The organism is Chromohalobacter beijerinckii, from assembly GCF_023061185.1.
Taxonomy (GTDB): Bacteria; Pseudomonadota; Gammaproteobacteria; order Pseudomonadales; family Halomonadaceae; genus Chromohalobacter; species Chromohalobacter beijerinckii.
The window spans coordinates 102,303-120,111 of record NZ_JAKGAK010000002.1; the positions used below are offsets into that span (position 1 = coordinate 102,303).

14 protein-coding genes and 8 tRNA genes are annotated in these 17,809 nt (G+C 60.0%); 17 read left to right on the plus strand and 5 right to left on the minus strand.

Going from position 1 to position 17,809, the window contains the following annotated elements; all coding sequences use genetic code 11:
• Positions 1-2 precede the first annotated feature (2 nt).
• Positions 3-746, minus strand: a complete 744-nt coding sequence (fnr, locus tag L1075_RS02520; RefSeq protein ID WP_040244546.1) for a fumarate/nitrate reduction transcriptional regulator Fnr — start codon at positions 744-746, stop codon at positions 3-5.
• A gap of 98 nt (positions 747-844) precedes the next feature.
• On the opposite strand from fnr, the gene L1075_RS02525 reads away from it, so the two are divergent.
• From L1075_RS02525 to L1075_RS02550, 6 genes are all read left to right on the plus strand, one after another.
• The gene (locus L1075_RS02525; protein ID WP_179861106.1) at positions 845-1,582 is read left to right on the plus strand and encodes an alpha/beta family hydrolase; all 738 of its coding nucleotides are present in this window, start codon (positions 845-847) and stop codon (positions 1,580-1,582) included.
• 65 nt (positions 1,583-1,647) lie between these two features.
• Positions 1,648-1,723: transfer RNA gene (locus tag L1075_RS02530), tRNA-Val, on the plus strand.
• Between the two features lie 50 nt (positions 1,724-1,773).
• Positions 1,774-1,850, plus strand: a tRNA-Asp gene (locus L1075_RS02535).
• 47 nt (positions 1,851-1,897) lie between these two features.
• Positions 1,898-1,974 (plus strand) — tRNA-Asp (locus tag L1075_RS02540).
• A gap of 73 nt (positions 1,975-2,047) precedes the next feature.
• A tRNA-Val gene (locus L1075_RS02545) sits at positions 2,048-2,124 on the plus strand.
• Between the two features lie 23 nt (positions 2,125-2,147).
• A tRNA-Asp gene (locus tag L1075_RS02550) sits at positions 2,148-2,224 on the plus strand.
• Between the two features lie 93 nt (positions 2,225-2,317).
• On the opposite strand, the gene L1075_RS02555 is transcribed toward L1075_RS02550, so the two are convergent.
• Positions 2,318-3,250: an alpha/beta fold hydrolase gene (locus tag L1075_RS02555; protein WP_246939671.1), complete on the minus strand. Its 933-nt coding sequence runs from the start codon at positions 3,248-3,250 to the stop codon at positions 2,318-2,320.
• 145 nt (positions 3,251-3,395) lie between these two features.
• On the opposite strand from L1075_RS02555, the gene L1075_RS02560 reads away from it, so the two are divergent.
• From L1075_RS02560 to L1075_RS02590, 7 genes are all read left to right on the plus strand, one after another.
• The gene (locus tag L1075_RS02560) at positions 3,396-5,408 is read left to right on the plus strand and encodes an FAD-dependent oxidoreductase (protein WP_246939674.1); all 2,013 of its coding nucleotides are present in this window, start codon (positions 3,396-3,398) and stop codon (positions 5,406-5,408) included.
• Positions 5,409-5,633: 225 nt separating this feature from the next.
• A complete protein-coding gene (locus L1075_RS02565) occupies positions 5,634-6,683 on the plus strand; it encodes a threonine aldolase family protein (protein ID WP_040244544.1) in 1,050 nt (349 codons plus the stop codon).
• A gap of 222 nt (positions 6,684-6,905) precedes the next feature.
• Entirely contained in the window at positions 6,906-8,828 is a 1,923-nt protein-coding gene (locus L1075_RS02570; RefSeq protein ID WP_040244542.1) for a PrkA family serine protein kinase, read from the plus strand.
• Positions 8,829-8,905: 77 nt separating this feature from the next.
• Positions 8,906-10,186 (plus strand): YeaH/YhbH family protein, encoded by a 1,281-nt coding sequence (locus L1075_RS02575; protein ID WP_040244540.1) that lies wholly within the window; start codon positions 8,906-8,908, stop codon positions 10,184-10,186.
• Positions 10,187-10,208: 22 nt separating this feature from the next.
• Positions 10,209-11,768, plus strand: coding sequence for a SpoVR family protein (locus L1075_RS02580; RefSeq protein ID WP_040244538.1), 1,560 nt, complete (start codon positions 10,209-10,211; stop codon positions 11,766-11,768).
• Between the two features lie 142 nt (positions 11,769-11,910).
• Positions 11,911-12,186 carry an Lrp/AsnC family transcriptional regulator gene (locus L1075_RS02585; protein WP_040244535.1) on the plus strand — a complete coding sequence of 92 codons (276 nt, stop codon included), beginning with the start codon at positions 11,911-11,913 and terminating at the stop codon, positions 12,184-12,186.
• A 72-nt stretch (positions 12,187-12,258) separates the two neighbouring features.
• Positions 12,259-13,110, plus strand: coding sequence for a DNA/RNA non-specific endonuclease (locus L1075_RS02590; protein ID WP_040244534.1), 852 nt, complete (start codon positions 12,259-12,261; stop codon positions 13,108-13,110).
• 88 nt (positions 13,111-13,198) lie between these two features.
• Here L1075_RS02590 and L1075_RS02595 read toward each other — a convergent pair.
• From L1075_RS02595 to L1075_RS02605, 3 genes are all read right to left on the minus strand, one after another.
• Positions 13,199-13,285: transfer RNA gene (locus tag L1075_RS02595), tRNA-Leu, on the minus strand.
• A 28-nt stretch (positions 13,286-13,313) separates the two neighbouring features.
• Positions 13,314-13,400: transfer RNA gene (locus tag L1075_RS02600), tRNA-Leu, on the minus strand.
• 31 nt (positions 13,401-13,431) lie between these two features.
• A tRNA-Leu gene (locus L1075_RS02605) sits at positions 13,432-13,518 on the minus strand.
• Between the two features lie 203 nt (positions 13,519-13,721).
• On the opposite strand from L1075_RS02605, the gene rnr reads away from it, so the two are divergent.
• The 4 genes from rnr to rpsR all read left to right on the plus strand — a co-directional run bounded on the left by rnr (position 13,722) and on the right by rpsR (position 17,809).
• Positions 13,722-16,133: a ribonuclease R gene (rnr, locus tag L1075_RS02610; RefSeq protein WP_040244532.1), complete on the plus strand. Its 2,412-nt coding sequence runs from the start codon at positions 13,722-13,724 to the stop codon at positions 16,131-16,133.
• 31 nt (positions 16,134-16,164) lie between these two features.
• Positions 16,165-16,950, plus strand: coding sequence for a 23S rRNA (guanosine(2251)-2'-O)-methyltransferase RlmB (rlmB, locus tag L1075_RS02615; RefSeq protein ID WP_040244529.1), 786 nt, complete (start codon positions 16,165-16,167; stop codon positions 16,948-16,950).
• A gap of 191 nt (positions 16,951-17,141) precedes the next feature.
• Positions 17,142-17,558, plus strand: a complete 417-nt coding sequence (gene rpsF / locus L1075_RS02620) for a 30S ribosomal protein S6 (RefSeq protein ID WP_040244528.1) — start codon at positions 17,142-17,144, stop codon at positions 17,556-17,558.
• A gap of 23 nt (positions 17,559-17,581) precedes the next feature.
• Positions 17,582-17,809, plus strand: a complete 228-nt coding sequence (gene rpsR / locus L1075_RS02625; RefSeq protein WP_040244525.1) for a 30S ribosomal protein S18 — start codon at positions 17,582-17,584, stop codon at positions 17,807-17,809.

A 17,809-nucleotide genomic window follows, 5' to 3' on the forward strand; every position in this document is an offset into this window, starting at 1 on the left:
GCTCACTCGCGAAGCGACGTCTCGCCGCGCGCTAAGGCAGCGAGGCGCTCGCCTTCGAGCAGCGTAATCTCGCGGCGCGCTACTTGGATCAATCCGGCCTGCTGAAAACGACTCATTAGACGGCTGATGGTTTCCACTGCCAGGCCTAGATGATTGCCGATATCGGCACGTGCCATGGGCAGGCGAAAACGAATAGGGGAGAAACCGCAGCGCTTAAAGCGGTGTGATACGTCGATGATGAAGCTGGCGAGGCGTGCCTCCGCCGTGTGGCCGGCGAGCCGGCAAAGCCAATGCCGGTCGTCGTGAAGCTCGCGGCTCATGCTGCGGTAGAGCGCATGGCGCAGCTCGGGTAGATCAACGGAGAGGCGGTCCAGTTGATCGAAGGGAATCGCGCATACGGCAGTGGTTTCGAGCGCTTCGACGAGCCCCGGATGACCACCGCTGGCGAGGCCATCCAGACCGACGAGTTCTCCGGGCAGGTAAAAGTGCGTGATGCGCTCCTCGCCGTGGGCTTGCGCGACGCTTTGCTTGAGGCTGCCGCAGCGTACCGCGAAGAGGTGCGTGAAAGGCGTCGTGGCGTCGAAGAGCGTGTCACCGCGCTTGAGGGGCGCACGTCGTCGGATGATGGCGTCGAAGTCGTCAAGATCGTCGAGCCCCAGTGCCAGTGGAAGACACAACGAGTTGAGCCGGCATGTCTGACAATGGGCATGCATCGGCGAGGCCGGAATGGCGTTGTCGTCGGTCATGGCGTTTTCTCCTAGGGCGAACCTACCTTAGGTTAGCGCGTGTACCCCGTCAAAGCCGCATAGTGACGCACCCTACCACCCAATGAGACACGGCTGATATGAGCTTCGAAAATGCCTATGCCGCGACGCCACGCTCGCTGACGTCGCTGCACGCGAGCGGCGTTTCGTCCACCATCGCGGCGCAGCATTATTACCTGGACGGCCTGGGCCCTCTGGAAGTGCGTGGCATGCCGTGTGTGGGACGTTTGTTGCTGACCCATGGCGCTGGTGCAGGGCAGACGTCGCGCTTCATGCAGCGCTTGCGAGAGTCGCTGGCGCTGCATGGTGTGCAGGTTTGGGCCATCGACTTCGCCTACATGCAGCGGGTATGGCATGAAAATCGTCGGCGTCCGCCGCCGCGTGTCGAGAGCCTGGTCGACGAACTGGCCGCATGGCGAGACGCGTTGACGTCGCTTGCCGGCGAAGCGCCATCGCCGCTGTGGCTGGGGGGCAAGTCGATGGGCGGGCGCGTGTCGAGTTTGCTGGCGGCGCGTGACGAGGCGCCGGGCTTGGCGTTATTCGGTTATCCGTTTCATCCCCCCGGCAAGCCCGAGCGCACGCGGTTGGCGCATTGGCCGAACCTGACCTGTCCCACCTGGGTATTGCAAGGCACGCGGGACCCGTTCGGGACGGAGGGCGAAGTTCGTGAATATGCCTTGCCGGCGACGGCGCATGTACATTTTCTCGACGATGGCGATCATGATTGGCAGCCGCGACGGCGGGCTGGGCATGATCAGGCGGCGTTGATTGAGGAAGCAGCGCGTGTCGTGGTCGCCGCCATGTCAGCAAGTGAATGAATCAGATGAATGTAATCGGTTGACTTTCCACAGCCTCTCTGTAGAATGCAGCGCCACGTGACCAGGGGTGGTTAGCTCAGTTGGAAGAGCACCAGCCTTACAAGCTGGGGGTCACTGGTTCGAGCCCAGTACCACCCACCATCGCGTGAAATGCGTTTCAAGTGATGGGGACACGTAAAGAAGAATATAGCGGACCGGTAGTTCAGTTGGTTAGAATGCCGGCCTGTCACGCCGGAGGTCGCGGGTTCGAGTCCCGTCCGGTCCGCCAGTTCTTCATCGGAAATCTGACAATGTGTGGTTAGCGTTGTATTCAGCGGACCGGTAGTTCAGTTGGTTAGAATGCCGGCCTGTCACGCCGGAGGTCGCGGGTTCGAGTCCCGTCCGGTCCGCCACGATTTCCTCGCCTAAGCGTCATTGACGATACGGCATGCAGCAGCAATAGCAGTACCTAGTATTATGCGATCCGGGTGGTTAGCTCAGCTGGTTAGAGCACCAGCCTCACATGCTGGGGGTCACAGGTTCGAGTCCTGTACCACCCACCAATCCGATTCAAATCGGACAATGCGGACCGGTAGTTCAGTTGGTTAGAATGCCGGCCTGTCACGCCGGAGGTCGCGGGTTCGAGTCCCGTCCGGTCCGCCACGATCGCCATCGGCCAACCCCGAGTCATTGACTTGGGGTTTTGTCGTTTGGGCCTTTCTTTTTCATGCGCGGATGCTCCTGTCGCGCTGCTTCCTAAGCGTCTTCCTCGACCGAGATCGCGTCGTTCTGATGTGCCTGGCACCAGGCGAGGGCCTGCGGATAGACGTCTTTCACGGCATCGGGGTGCGTCAGCATGTCCAGGTGGCCGTAATCTCGCCCCTGACCGTTCTCGCGTCCCAGTACACGTAATACATGCCGATGCGGGCCGCATTCCTCAACGAAGCGTGCCACGTCTCGCGGGTGCCCCAGCGCCCGGTCGCGATGCCCGGCCAAATGCAGCGTAGGTGGCAACCCGCCCTGGGCCAGGGCGGCAACGTAATCGAAGTCATCCTCGGGGTCCCGCCACGCCGTCTCGCGCACCCAGGCGACGCTGTCTGCGTGGCTGGCCGCGTATTCGTCGTCGCTGCCCCAGCGTAGCGAGCGTGCCGGCAGATAACCGCACACACGGCGTGCCAGCGGCGCGAGCCCTTTCCAGATCAGGTCGATATAGAGCCATTTGCTGGGGTTCTGGACCCGCACTCGACGCTTGGTGCCGAAATAAACCTGGCTGGCGATACGCTCGCGACTGCCGGGGAAGCGCGCCAGGTGCGCAGCGATCAAGACGCCACCCCAGGAATGCGCCATGACATGGCAGCGCGATTGCCCGCTCAGGTTCAGACAGGCGGCCAGTGCGGCGGCGACTTCGTCGATGACGACCTCGCGCTGCGAGAACGATACGCCGCGTGCCGGACGCGGCGAGGCGCTGCTGCGACCGCGTTGATCGATCACCATGACCTCGTGGCCCTGCTGGGCGAGCCAGGGTGCCATTCCCTTGCCGCTACGGCTGTGGAAGATGCGCCCCGACTCGATGGCGCCATGCCAGCACAGGATGGGCAGGCCGTGTATGCGCTCTGGCTGAAAGCGGATGAGATTCAGCTCACCGCCAGTGGCGATGGGAATGCGGTGTTGAGAGCTTTGATAGTCCATTCGGGGCTCGCTTGTCTCGCGTGAGAAGGCAGTAATGCCTGCGCCCTTGGTCGGGATTGTCTCCCGTGGCGCCTTCGCTACACTGTTCATACAGTTGTTTGAAAATGTATGGTGGTTTAAAACCGAGTGCAAGCGAGGACGCGCCGTGACTCAGTATCCGCATCTCTTCCGCCCATTGACCGTGGGGCCCGTGACGCTCGATAACCGCATCCTGATGGGCTCGATGCATACCAATCTGGAGGAAGCTCCGGATGGCTTCGCGCGCCTGGCGGCGTTCTATGCCGAGCGGGCACGAGCGGGCGTTTCGTTGATCGTCACTGGCGGTATTGCACCGACTCCCGAGGGTGCGGTGTTCGAAGGCGCTGCTAAATTGAGCGAGCCGCAAGAAGTCGAGGCGCACCGGCAGGTGACCCAGGCGGTGCACGCCGAGGGCGGCCATATCTGCCTGCAGATCCTGCACGCCGGACGTTATGCTTATTCGCCTGCGCTGGTGGCGCCCTCGGCGCTCAAGGCACCGATCAACCCGTTCACGCCCCGTGCGTTGAGCGGCGACGAGGTGACAGAGCAGGTCGAGGCCTACGTCAATTGCGCCAAACTGGCTCGCGAGGCGGGATACGACGGCGTCGAAGTCATGGGATCGGAAGGTTATCTGATCAATCAGTTTCTGTGTCAGCGCACCAATCACCGCGACGACGAGTGGGGCGGAGCGTTCGAGAACCGCATGCGCTTCGCGGTGGAAATCGTGCAGCGCATTCGCCGGACACTGGGCGATGACTTTTTGATCATCTTTCGCCTGTCGATGATCGATCTGGTCGAGGACGGTAGCAGTCATGATGAGGTCGTGGCCTTGGGGCGCGCGATCGAGACGGCGGGCGCCAACCTGATCAATACCGGGATCGGCTGGCACGAGGCGCGGGTGCCGACCATCGTCACCAGCGTGCCTCGGGCGGCGTTCACGGAGGTGACGCGACGGCTGCGTGAGGTCCTCACGGTGCCGCTCATTGCCACCAATCGCATCAATATGCCCGAGGTCGCCGAGCGCGTGCTGGCCGAGGGGCATGCCGACATGGTCTCGATGGCTCGCCCCTTTCTCGCCGATCCTGAATGGGTGACCAAGGCGCGCGAGGGGCACGAGGCGTTCATCAATACTTGTATTGCCTGCAACCAGGCCTGCTTGGATCATACTTTTCAGGGCAAGTTGACCTCGTGTCTGGTCAATCCGCGCGCCTGTCACGAGACCGAATTGACGCTCGCGCCCGTGGCGATGCCGCGTGACATTGCAGTGGTCGGCGCTGGACCGGCGGGTCTGGCGACCGCCGTGTCGGCGGCGCAGCGCGGTCATCGCGTCACGCTTTTCGAACGTGAGGCCGAACTCGGTGGTCAATTTCGCTATGCGCAGCGTATTCCCGGCAAGGAAGAGTTCCGCGAGACACTGCGTTACTACCGCAGCATGCTTGAGTCACTGGACGTGACGGTGTGCCTGAATACCTTGGCTAAGGTGGAGCGCTTGCAGGACTTCGATGTCGTGGTGCTGGCATCGGGGGTCGCGCCGCGGGCGTTATCGTTGCCCGGTAGCGAGGACCCGCGCGTGATGGACTATCCCACGGCGATCATGCACCCCGAGCGTGTCGGCACGCGCGTGGCGATCATAGGCGCCGGAGGGATCGGCTTCGATGTCGCGGAGCTCTTGACCCATGCCGAGCACCCTGCGTTGGACCGCGATGCGTGGTGTGCCGAGTGGGGCGTCGACTTATCGTTGGCGGCGCGAGGCGGCCTCGTTACACCGCAAGCGCCGAGTGTGCCCCGCGAGGTAACCCTGCTCCAGCGCAAGACCAGCAAGCCTGGCAAAGGGCTGGGCACGACCACTGGCTGGGTACATCGCGCCGCGCTGCGCCAGCGTGGGGTGCGCATGCGCAGTGGCTGCGAATATCTCGGCATCGACGCTGCAGGGCTGCATATCGTGCGTGACGGACAACAAGAATGCCTCGATGTGGAGACGGTCGTGGTGTGTGCCGGCCAGGTATCGGTGACGGATCTCGAGGCGCCGCTGTCGGCAGTCGGCTGCGAGGTGCATGTCATCGGCGGTGCGCAGGAGGCGGCGGAGCTCGATGCCAAGCGAGCCATCGATCAGGGAACTCGCCTGGCGGCACGCCTATAAGAGGGTGTTTACAAAAGGACTGCGCTCGCCCGTTTTGTAACTCCCCCTCTAAGAAAAGTACGTGGGTAAGAAGGCGCGTGCTGGCAGGCTTCCGGTGAGAGGCGGCGATGAGTAGACTGGATCGGGACGCAATTTTTTGCAGGATAACGGCAGGCGTTGGCACCCGGCGCCTGGCGTTGCGTTTCAAGCGTCTCTCCTTCTCGCCACATATGAGGACAACAAGGCATGGAATCCGACTGTACGCCGCGTTTTCTGGCCAGCGACAATACCTCCGGCATCTGTCCCGAGGCGCTCGACTATCTGTTGCGCGCCAACGCTAGCGATGATCTTGCTTATGGTAATGATGCCTGGACCCAGAAAGCTGCTGACCGCTTTCGTCGTTTCTTCGACTATGACTGCGACGTTTTTTTCGTCTTTAACGGCACCGCCGCCAACTCGCTGACGCTTGCCTCGATGGGGCAGAGCTATCACAGCGTCATCTGCCATGAATTGGCGCATATCGAAACTGACGAGTGCGGCGGGCCGGAGTTCTTCTCCAACGGTGCCAAGCTACTGACATGCTCCGGTGCGGATGGCAAGTTGACGCCCGAGGGAATCGAGTCGTTGGTAACGCGGCGTAGCGACATCCATTACCCCAAGCCGCGCACGATCTCGCTGACTCAGGCCACCGAGGTGGGCACCGTGTATACCCGCGATGAGTTGATGGCGATTCGTGCCATGGCGGATAAACATGGTCTGCACGTGCATATGGACGGGGCGCGCTTCGCCAATGCCTGTGCCTCGCTCGAGGCCACACCGGCGGAGCTCACCTGGCAGGCTGGCGTCGATGCGTTGTGCTTTTCGGGGACCAAGAATGGCTTGCCGATGGGCGAGGCAGTGGTGTTTTTCAATCACGCTCTGGCGGAAGATTTCGGTTACCGCTGCAAGCAAGCGGGGCAACTGTCCTCCAAGATGCGCTTCATCACTGCACCTTGGCTGGGGCTGCTGGAAAGCGGCGCCTGGTTGCGTAACGCTGAGCATGCCAATGGCATGGCACGTTATCTCGCGGAGGGCTTCGCTGCTTTGCCGGGAGCTGAGTTGATGTTTCCCGCCCAGGCTAACAGTGTCTTCGTGACGTTGCCCGTCGCAGTCCTCGAAACACTGCGCCAGCGCGGTTGGACGTTTTACACCTTCATTGGCGCGGGCGGCGCGCGTTTCGTCTGTGCCTGGAATACCACTCAAGCATTGCTCGATAGGCTGCTCGACGATGCGCGCGACGCATTGTCGGCCGCCTAATCGACACGCCAGGGCGAGGGCATTGATGTGCTCTCGCCTTGCCTGCCTTTTTCGGATTTCAACGAACCAATGGCCGTTTGTGGGCTCTCATGTCCAGGGCCGTGCCGCTTCGTTGAAAGGAAATGCGTTTCGTACCGCCCCTTTCTTCTTCATCCGTCTACGCTGATACATAGACAGTCCAGAATCCGATGAGCGACCCCGCGTCGTGAAAGGAGGCGTTTGATGAGTATCTTCGATCATGTTCAGAACCGTTACGAGCGCGTTCAGCAAGAGGAGATGAGTCTTCAGGAGTATCTGGAACTCTGCCGTCGGGAGCCCAGTGTCTATGCGAGCGCGCCGGAGCGCATGCTCGAGGCGATCGGCGAGCCAGAGGTCATCGACACCGCCAAGGATTCGCGGCTGTCACGTATCTTCAGTAACAAGGTCATCCGTCGTTACCCGGCGTTTTCCGAATTTTACGGCATGGAAGAGGCCATCGAGCAGATCGTGGCGTATTTCCGACACGCTGCGCAGGGGCTGGAAGAGAAGAAACAGATTCTGTATCTGCTGGGGCCGGTAGGCGGTGGCAAATCTTCGCTGGCCGAAAGGCTTAAGCTGTTGATGGAGCATGTACCGTTCTATGCCATCAAGGGCTCGCCGGTCTTCGAGTCGCCGCTGGGGCTGTTCTCGCCGGAGGAAGACGGCGAATTGCTGGAGAAGGAATATGGTATCGCACGGCGCCACTTGCGGGCGGTGATGTCGCCATGGGCCGCCAAGCGCTTGCAAGAATACGGCGGTGATATCTCTCAGTTTCGTGTCGTGCGGCTCTATCCGTCGCGTCTTAACCAAATTGCCGTCTCCAAGACCGAGCCTGGCGACGAGAATAACCAGGATATTTCCTCGCTGGTGGGCAAGGTCGACATTCGCCAGCTCGAGCTCTATTCCCAAGACGACCCGGATGCCTACAGCTTCTCCGGTGGCTTGTGCAAGGCCAACCAGGGGCTGATGGAATTCGTCGAAATGTTCAAGGCGCCGATCAAGGTCTTGCATCCGTTGCTGACGGCGACGCAGGAGGGTAACTACAACCCCACCGAGGGCATGGGGGCGATTCCTTTCGATGGCGTTGTCCTGGCGCACTCCAACGAAAGCGAATGGCAGACGTTTCGCAACAACCGCAACAACGAGGCCTTCCTGGATCGCGTCTACATCGTCAAGGTGCCGTACTGCCTGCGTGTTTCCGAAGAAATCAACATCTACAAGAAGCTGCTCGAACATTCGTCACTGAATGCCGCGCCCTGTGCACCGGACACGCTGCGCATGCTGGCGCAATTCTCGGTACTTTCACGCCTCAAGGAGCCTGAGAATTCGAGCATCTATTCCAAGATGCGGGTCTATGATGGCGCGAACTTGAAGGACACCGATCCCAAGGCCAAGTCGCTACAGGAGTATCGCGATGCGGCCGGCGTCGACGAGGGGATGGAAGGTCTGTCGACGCGTTTCGCCTTCAAGATTCTCTCCAAGGTCTTCAATTTCGATACCCATGAAGTTGCTGCCAATCCAGTGCATTTGTTGTATGTGCTGGAGCAGCGACTCGAACAGGAACAATTGCCCAAGGAAACCTTCGAGCGCTATCTGCGTTTCATCAAAGAGTACCTGGCGCCGCGTTACGTCGATTTCATCGGCAAGGAAATCCAGACCGCCTACCTCGAGTCGTACAGTGAGTATGGGCAGAACATCTTCGATCGCTACGTGACCTACGCCGACTTCTGGATTCAGGACCAGGAATATCGCGACCCCGAGACTGGTGAATTGTTCGATCGACAGGCGCTCAACGAAGATCTGGAGAAGATCGAGAAGCCGGCCGGTATCTCCAATCCCAAGGATTTTCGCCACGAGGTGGTCAACTTCGTATTACGCGCACGTGCCCAGAACAACGGCATGAATCCCAGTTGGCAGTCCTACGAGAAGCTCAAGGGCGTGATCGAGAAGAAGATGTTCGCCAACACCGAAGAGCTTTTGCCGGTGATCTCCTTCAACGCCAAGGCCTCGACCTCGGATCAGAAGAAACACGAGGACTTCGTGGCGCGCATGGTCGATAGGGGATATACCGAGAAGCAGGTACGCTTGCTGTCGGAGTGGTATTTGCGGGTTCGTAAGTCGCATTAATCGCCCGGATGTGCCGGGCATTCACTGGCGTCGGCCCGGTCTTGCCATCGCCGGCGATTGGACAAGAGGAGGTCGCCATGACCTACTTCATTGATCGACGCGCCAATGCCAAGCACAAGAGTGCCGTGAACCGGCAGCGTTTCCTGCAGCGCTACCGCAGTCATATCAAGCGCTCGGTGGAGGAAGCGGTCAATCGGCGCTCGATCACCGACATGGAGCGAGGCGAGAAGGTTTCGATCCCTGCCAAGGATATTTCCGAGCCGGTGTTTCAGCACGGCCCCGGTGGCTCACGCACGATTGTCAGCCCTGGCAACAAGGAATTCGTCGAAGGGGATCGGCTGCGGCGTCCGGGCGGTGCTGGGGAGGGCGGTGCGGGGGAAGGCGGTGCGTCCAATCAAGGCGAGGGCATGGACGAATTCGCGTTTTCCTTGAGCCGCGAGGAATTTCTTGATTTCGTCTTCGACGGTCTGGCGCTTCCGCATCTGGAGCGTAAGCAACTGCGGGATCTCGACGAGGTGCGACCGGTACGGGCCGGGGTTACCCGCGATGGCGTGCCGTCGCGGATCAACATCGTGCGGTCGATGCGCGAGGCGCAGGCCCGGCGTATCGGCATGCGGGCGCCTATCAAGCGTGCCTTGCGTGAAGCCGAGGAAGCGCTTCAAGAAGAGGAACGCAAGGACCCGGTACTACGCAATCCGACGCGCATTCACGAGCTCAAAGCCGAAATCGAGCGTCTTGAAAAGCGCTTGGAGGCGGTGCCGTTCATCGATACCTACGATTTGCGCTACAACAACCTCGTCGACCAACCCCAGCCCACCAACAAGGCAGTGATGTTCTGTGTCATGGATGTCTCCGGCTCCATGACACAAGGCCACAAGGACATCGCCAAGCGTTTCTTTTTGCTGCTGTATCTCTTTCTGGAGCGCAACTACGAGAAGGTCGAGCTGGTGTTCATTCGTCACCACACCGCGGCCAAGGAAGTCGACGAGGAGGAATTCTTCTATTCCCGGGAAACCGGGGGGACCATCGTCTCCAGCGCGTTGACCCTCGTCGATGAGATCATCACCCAGCGTTATTCGCCCGCGCAGTGGAATCTCTACGTCGCTCAAGCCTCCGACGGCGACAACTGGGACGATGACTCGACGACCTGTCGAGACCTACTCATGTCGTCGTTGATGGCCAAACTGCAGTACTACACCTATGTGGAAATCACGCCGCATTCGCACCAGGCGCTGTGGGAGGAATACGACCGCGTGCAGGCGCACCACCCTGAGCGCTTCGCGATGCAGCAGATCGTCGAGCCAGGCGATATTTATCCGGTCTTTCGCAAGCTGTTCCGCAAGCGTATAGCGCAATGAGGCACCGCGCCGAGGAGGTGACATGAGTACCGTATCGACCCCCATTGCCACCGGTTCGGATTGGAATTTCGAGATTCTGACGGCCTATGAACGCGAAATCGCCCGGTTCGCCAAGGAATATCGCCTGGATATTTACCCCAATCAGATCGAGATCATTACCTCCGAGCAGATGATGGATGCCTACGCCAGCGTGGGCATGCCGGTGGGTTACCATCACTGGTCTTTCGGCAAGCAGTTCCTGTCCGTCGAACAGGCTTATCGGCGCGGTCAGATGGGGTTGGCCTACGAGCTGGTCATCAACTCCGACCCCTGTATCGCCTATCTCATGGAAGAGAACACCTTGATGATGCAGATCCTGGTCATGGCGCATGCGTGCTACGGCCACAACTCGTTCTTCAAGGGCAATTATCTGTTTCGCACCTGGACCGATGCCTCGGCGATCGTCGATTACCTGGTGTTCGCCCGCAAGTACATCGCCGAATGCGAACAGCGTCACGGCGTCACGGCGGTGGAACAGCTCCTGGATGCCTGTCATGCCCTGCAGAACTACGGGGTCGATCGTTACAAGCGCCCCTCGCCGATCTCCTCGGAGGAAGAGGCGCGCCGCCAGCAGGAACGTGAAGCCTATCTCCAGGCGCAGGTGAACGCCCTGTGGCGCACGATTCCGGGGAAAGCGCCAAGCGATGAGTCGCAGGCGTTCGTGGAAGATGGCGACGATCCGCTGGGACTCCATCAATACGGGCATTATCCTCCCGAGCCGCAGGAAAACCTGTTGTACTTTCTGGAAAAGAACGCGCCGCTTCTCGAATCGTGGCAGCGGGAAATAGTACGCATTGTGCGTAAGCTGGCGCAGTATTTTTATCCACAACGCCAGACCCAGGTGATGAACGAGGGGTGGGCGACGTTCTGGCACTATACGTTGATGAACCGGCTCTACGATGAGGGGCTGATCGACGAGGGTACGATCCTCGAGTTTCTGCATTCGCATACCGCCGTCGTGCAGCAGCCGGGGTTCGATAGTCCGCATTTCAACGGTATCAACCCCTATGCTCTGGGGTTTGCGATGTTTTCAGACATCCGACGGATCTGCGAGGCACCCGACGAAGAAGACCGCGAGTGGTTCCCGGAGATCGCCGGCAGCGACTGGCTGGAGACGGTGCATTTCGCGATGCGCAACTTCAAGGACGAGTCGTTCATTCAGCAGTTCCTGTCCCCCAAGGTGATTCGCGATCTCAAGCTATTCAGCCTCGACGACGACGATCGCGATGAGATGCTCACCATCAGCGCCATTCACGATGAGCGTGGCTATCAGCGCGTGCGCGAGGCGCTTTCCACGCAATATGCCTTGTCGCTGCGTGAGCCCAATATTCAGGTCTGGGAGGCCGATATTCGTGGCGATCGTTCGCTGACCTTGCGTCACGTCCAGGATGCACGCCGGCCATTGGGCAAGACTCTGTATCCGGTCTTGCGCCACCTGCATCAACTGTGGGGGTTTGCGGTCAAGCTGGAATCGGTTGAGGACGACGAGGTCGTGCGCCGCTATCAGTGGCCGCTCCCCGGTGACGCGCGAGACAGTGGCTGAAACGCGTCGCTAGCCGCGGCGCGCAGGGCTGATATACTGGCGCTCGCGCCGTCGGCGAAGTGTCGTGCCGGTGCGTCTTTGAGCGTGCCGGCCGTAGGCTGGCGCGACGCCCCGAGTGCAGTAGGCAGTGTAGGAGAGTGTCATGCAAAGCGCGGTGATTTTGATCGACGTGGAAAAGGGCCAGATCAATGCGGTTGCCCAACGGTTGGCCGAGCTGGAGGGTATCAGCGAGGTGTTTTCCACTTGTGGCCGTTATGACCTGGTGGCCATCGCCCGCACGCGCGACTTCGAGTCGCTGGCGCAGCTCGTGACCGAGCGCCTGATGGAGGTCAAGGGCATTCGTGAAACGGAGACACTCAACGCCATGCAGGTGCATTCGCGTCACGATCTCGAAACCATGTTCTCGTTGGGTTGGTAGCGGCGTCCTCGTCGTCTAGGGTAATCGCTCACTTCACGTTTCGTTTTCGCAGGACAAGGATACGTCGCCGGCATGATCGCCGTTATTTCCTATCAGTTTCGGCGCTTAGTGCGTGGCGCGGGCATTTCCTTAATCTTCGCCGTGGTGGGATCCGGCCTTTGGTATTGGCAGGAGCGCGATGTTCGCGACCGGCTTAGCTGGATGGGCGTGCCCGAGTGGCAAACCACCAGTTGGCAGGGGTTCAATCGGGTGCTGCGCAGTGACGCCTTCCTGGTAGGGTGGTCGGATATTCGGGTCAGCCCTTTATGGGTCAGTTATGCGCTCCATGAAACGCCTGATGCGCCGATCGGTGATCGTCCGCACGGTTTTGCGCGGGACTGGCGCTCGTTGTGGCCGGTCATCTCTGACCAGTACACGCACAGCGGCTACGACCGTGGCCACCTGGCCCCTAACTATGCCATTGCACGCGTACATGGGCGTGCGGCCCAGCTCGACACCTTCCAGATGACCAATATTACGCCGCAGCGCCCCGATTTGAATCGGCGCGTTTGGCAACGTCTCGAAGAGGTCGTGATGGATGATTTTCTGCCACGCTTCGAGCAACTTCGCGTGGTTACCGGTCCGGTCTTCGATGGACGCTTCATGCATCGGGTGGGGTTCACCCAGGTGCCATCGGCGTTTTACAAAATCATCGTGGTGCCTGGAGAGCACCCGCGGGCATTGGCGTTTTTGATTCCGCAGACGGTGAGTGGCGACGAGCCGCTCGACCGCTTTCTGGTCAGTATCGACGAGCTCGAAGCAAGAACGCGGCTCGATTTCTTCCCGCGTTTGCCGGAAGGCGTCGAAACGCCCTTGGAAGCGAATATCGAGACAAAGGGGTGGGCATTGCAACGCGTCGCACGGCGGCCCGGGCGTTACCAATAGCAGTCGTTATCAATAAATAATAGAGGTATTACAGAGAGGGGCGTTCACAGAAAGGGGAGTACGACACTTCGTAAAGCAGCATGCACGGTGGTGCCCAGGAGAGGACTTGAACCTCCACGTCCATACGGACACTAGCACCTGAAGCTAGCGCGTCTACCAATTCCGCCACCTGGGCGTGACATGCACTTTACTGATGTTTCTGATGGTGCCCGGAAGAGGACTTGAACCTCCACGTCCATACGGACACTAGCACCTGAAGCTAGCGCGTCTACCAATTCCGCCATCCGGGCGTTGCCTCGCATCGGTCTGGCGGGAGATCGATGGTGCCCAGGAGAGGACTTGAACCTCCACGTCCATACGGACACTAGCACCTGAAGCTAGCGCGTCTACCAATTCCGCCACCTGGGCAAGGCGCGGTGTATATTACCCATTTTGAGCGTGAATGCAAGCCACGAAACCATGCTCCATGCCTTGTTTCGTGAAAGGCAGGTAGCCGCCATGGTTGGGTCGACTGGCTGTGCCCGCTATACTGGCGGCATGATTGAATTTCATAACAACGCCATCGGCGCACGACGTTTACTTGCCACCTCGCCTGTAAGGAAGTCATTACCATGAATCATTGGAAGCTCAGTGACGATCCGCATGCGGAACGTGAAGCGAGTAAATACGATAATCCGGTCCCTAGCCGCGAATACTTGTTCGCTCGCCTGGAAGAATACGGTAAGCCCATCACACCCGAAGATCTCAGTCGCATGCTGGCGGTGGACGACGAAGAACGTCTGGAAGGCGTGCGTCGGCGGCTTGCCGCGATGGAGCGTGAAGGTCAGATACTCCGCAATCGGCGCGGAGCCTTCGCGCTGATCGATAAGCTCGATCTTATCAAGGGGCGGGTACAAGGCCACCGTGACGGCATGGGCTTCTTGATCCGAGAAGACGGCAAGAAGCCCGATCTGGTGATGCCGCCACGTCAAATGCGACGTGTCTTCGACGGCGACCAGGTGCTGGTGCGTGTCAGTGGCCGCGACCGGCGCGGGCGCGACGAAGCGACCATCGTCGAGGTCATTGCCCGCAACACGCAGTCGCTGGTGGGTGTCTACCGCCAGAATACCGCCGAATTCGGCGTGCTGATTCCCGAGAAATCGCGCATCACCCAGGAAGTCATCATCCCGCATAGTGTCAGCGGCGGTGCGCGTGACGGACAGATTGTCTCGGCCCGTATTACCCAACAACCGGCGACGCGCGTACAACCGGTGGGCGAGGTCACGGAGGTGCTCGGCGAGCGCATGGATCCCGGGATGGAAATCGACATTGCCATCCGCAGTTACGAGATTCCTGCCGAATTTCCGCCCGACGTGCATGCCGAGATAGCGGATATGTCGACGTCCGTGGACGAGGCCGACAAGCAGCACCGCATCGACTTGCGCGACGTGCCGTTGGTAACCATCGACGACGAGTCCGCCAAGGACTTCGACGATGCCGTCTGTGCTTGGAAGACCAAGTCCGGGAGCTGGAAGCTGCTGGTGGCGATCGCCGACGTGTCACACTATGTTCGCCCGGGCAGTGCGCTGGATCAGGAAGCGATCACGCGCGGTACCTCGGTCTACTTCCCCGGCCAGGTCGTGCCGATGCTGCCGGAGTTGCTCTCGAATGGGTTGTGCTCGCTCAATCCCGAGGTCGACCGTCTGGCGCTGGTCTGCGAGATGAACATTTCGCCGAATGGGGCGATCAGCCGTTATCGTTTCTACGAAGCGGTCTTTCAGTCCCACGCGCGCCTGACTTACAACAAGGTCGCCGGGATCCTAGATGATGAAGGCCCTGAAGGCGATGCACTGCGTGAGCAGTATCGCGATCTCGTGCCGTCGCTCAAGAACCTCAAGAGCCTCTACACGGTCTTGAGGGAAGCCCGTGAAGCACGTGGCGCCATCGACTTCGAGACGACCGAGACGGAGATCGTCTTCAACGATGCGCGCAAGATCGAGAAGATCGTGCCGCGTTCGCGCAACGACGCACACAAGATCATCGAAGAATGCATGCTGGCCGCTAACGTGGCGACGGCGCGTTTTCTCGACAAGCATGATCTGCCGGCGCTGTACCGCATCCACGAGAAGCCCTCGCCGGAACGCCTGGATAAGTTACGTCTGTTCCTTAACGAGCTGGGGTTGTCTCTGGGTGGCGGCGACGATCCCTCGCCGCAGGACTATCGAGACCTCGCCGAGACGATCAAGGGCCGCCCTGACGCTGACGTCATCCAGACGGTGATGCTGCGTTCGATGAGTCGCGCGGTCTACTCGCCGCAGAACGATGGTCACTTCGGTCTGGCGTATCCCGCTTATGCGCACTTCACTTCGCCGATTCGGCGCTACCCGGACCTGCTCGTGCATCGCGCCATTCGCTCGGTGATTCGTGGCCCGCGGCAGACCAACACGGTACTGCGTGCCGAGGGCGCGCCGGTGGAGCCGCCTAGCAAATGGGCACCGTATAGCTTCGAGCAAATGCTCGAACTCGGTGAGCATTGCTCGATGACCGAGCGTCGTGCCGACGATGCCACGCGTGACGTGGAGGACTGGCTGAAGTGCGAGTTCATGTCGGACAAGCTCGGTGAGATCTTCGAGGGCACCATCGCCTCGGTGACGCAGTTTGGCGTTTTCGTGCGTCTGGACGACGTCTATGTCGAGGGCTTGGTCCACGTGACCTCGCTGCCGTCCGATTATTATCACTACGAGGCCGAGAAGCACCGTCTCAAGGGTGAACGTAGCGGCATGTCCTATCGACTGGGCGATGGCGTCACCGTGCAGGTAGCACGTGTCGACCTGGACGATCGCAAGATCGACTTCGAGCTGGCCGACGAGAAACCACGTCCGCAGAATCCTGCTCGGCGCAAGAAATCCTCTACCGGCGGCGCATCGGGACGTGGCAAGCAAGGCGCAGGACAAGCCGGTAACGCGACGAAGAAGGAGCGTGATGGTAAGCCGCGTCGGCGTTCGCGAGGCGGCAAGGGCAATGGTAAGAGTGACAAGCATTGAGTAAGCGCCATGCAACGGGCAGTGGAGCATCATGAAAGCTAAACCTTCCCGGGCGCGCATCGCGACGCCTGAGGGCCTGGACGCCGTGTATGGCGTGCACGCCGTGCGCGCATTGTTCGAACGTGGCCAGCCGCCACGCGAGCTCTGGTTACAGGAAGGGCGTGCCGAGGCACGTTTGGATAGTCTGCTGGAGAGTGCCCGTCAGGCTGGCACCAAGTGCGTCGGCGTCGCCCGAGAAACGCTGGATGGCGTGGCAAAAGGCGCCGTGCATCAAGGCGTGATTGCCTTTGCCCCGCCGCTGCAGGCCGAAAGCGAGGAAGCGCTGTGGTTTCGTCTCGGCGCTTGGCAGCAGCCGTCTCCGCCGTTGCTGTTGATTCTCGATGGGGTGACCGATCCGCATAACTTCGGTGCCTGCCTGCGCAGCGCCGATGCGGCAGGGGCGCACGGTGTCATCGTGCCCAAGGACAAGGCCGCGCCCCTCAATGCCACGGTGCGCAAGGTTGCCTGCGGTGCTGCCGATGCTATGCCCGTTTATCAGGTCACCAACTTGTCGCGGGCGATGGCGCGCCTCAAGACGCATGGGGTATGGATCGTCGGTACGGCGGGTGAGGCGATGCAAAGCCTTTACGAGGTCGACTTGATGGGGCCTGTGGCCATTGTCATGGGCGCCGAAGGCAAAGGCATGCGCCGGTTGACGCGTGAGGGCTGCGATCTACTCGCCAAGCTGCCCATGACGGGTAGCGTGTCGAGCCTCAATGTCTCGGTTGCCACGGGTGTGTGTCTGTTCGAAGCCGTGCGTCAACGCCATGCTTCTTGATGCCCTTTCGGGCGAGACAAGTTGCAAGCACGCGGGGTGATCACTACAATTGGTCGGCTTTCCGGGCATCGTTTCGCGTGTCCGGAAACATTGAGACTTTCTCTCCTTGCTTCTCGCGGTCCTGTAGTCCTTGTACTTGGTACTTGTGAATGACGGGCCTCGTGGAAGCTGTCAAACCGTAAGGAGCTATCATGCGTCATTACGAAATCGTGTTCATGGTCCACCCGGATCAGAGCGAGCAGGTGCCGGCCATGGTCGAGCGCTATACCGGGCTCGTTACCGAAAACGGCGGCACTGTGCACCGTCTGGAAGATTGGGGGCGTCGTCATCTGGCCTACCCGATCAACAAGATCCACAAGGCCCACTATGTACTGATGAACATCGAGTGCAGCGGCGAAACTCTCGACGAAATCGAGAATATCTTCCGCTTCAACGATGCCATCATTCGTAGCTTGGTGGTGCGTTGTAAAGAGGCGGTCACCGAAGCGTCTCCGATGATGAAGCCGGCCGAAGAAAAGCCGCGTCGTCGTGAAGAGAAAAGCGAGCGTCCGAACGCTGAGCGTTCCGAAACGAACGCTGATGCCGACGCCGAAGCTGAAGCCAACTGATTCGTACCTCTGGAGGATAAACCATGGCACGCTTTTTCCGTCGCCGTAAGTTTTGCCGCTTCACCGCCGAAGGCGTGAAGTACATCGATTATAAGGACCTTGATACTCTCAAGTCTTATATCACTGAAACCGGTAAGATCGTACCCAGCCGCATTACTGGCACCAAGGCTCGTTATCAGCGTCAGCTGTCCACGGCCATCAAGCGCGCTCGTTATCTGGCGCTGCTGCCCTATACCGACAGCCACCAGTAA

What these genes read in the sequence shown, in the direction of transcription:
- fnr (WP_040244546.1), bottom strand. Translation starts at nt 746, where the DNA reads ATGACCGACGACAACGCCATTCCGGCCTCGCCGATGCATGCCCATTGT.
- L1075_RS02525 (WP_179861106.1), top strand. Translation starts at nt 845, where the DNA reads ATGAGCTTCGAAAATGCCTATGCCGCGACGCCACGCTCGCTGACGTCG.
- L1075_RS02555 (WP_246939671.1), bottom strand. Translation starts at nt 3,250, where the DNA reads ATGGACTATCAAAGCTCTCAACACCGCATTCCCATCGCCACTGGCGGT.
- L1075_RS02565 (WP_040244544.1), top strand. Translation starts at nt 5,634, where the DNA reads ATGGAATCCGACTGTACGCCGCGTTTTCTGGCCAGCGACAATACCTCC.
- L1075_RS02570 (WP_040244542.1), top strand. Translation starts at nt 6,906, where the DNA reads ATGAGTATCTTCGATCATGTTCAGAACCGTTACGAGCGCGTTCAGCAA.
- L1075_RS02575 (WP_040244540.1), top strand. Translation starts at nt 8,906, where the DNA reads ATGACCTACTTCATTGATCGACGCGCCAATGCCAAGCACAAGAGTGCC.
- L1075_RS02580 (WP_040244538.1), top strand. Translation starts at nt 10,209, where the DNA reads ATGAGTACCGTATCGACCCCCATTGCCACCGGTTCGGATTGGAATTTC.
- L1075_RS02585 (WP_040244535.1), top strand. Translation starts at nt 11,911, where the DNA reads ATGCAAAGCGCGGTGATTTTGATCGACGTGGAAAAGGGCCAGATCAAT.
- L1075_RS02590 (WP_040244534.1), top strand. Translation starts at nt 12,259, where the DNA reads ATGATCGCCGTTATTTCCTATCAGTTTCGGCGCTTAGTGCGTGGCGCG.
- rnr (WP_040244532.1), top strand. Translation starts at nt 13,722, where the DNA reads ATGAATCATTGGAAGCTCAGTGACGATCCGCATGCGGAACGTGAAGCG.
- rlmB (WP_040244529.1), top strand. Translation starts at nt 16,165, where the DNA reads ATGAAAGCTAAACCTTCCCGGGCGCGCATCGCGACGCCTGAGGGCCTG.
- rpsF (WP_040244528.1), top strand. Translation starts at nt 17,142, where the DNA reads ATGCGTCATTACGAAATCGTGTTCATGGTCCACCCGGATCAGAGCGAG.
- rpsR (WP_040244525.1), top strand. Translation starts at nt 17,582, where the DNA reads ATGGCACGCTTTTTCCGTCGCCGTAAGTTTTGCCGCTTCACCGCCGAA.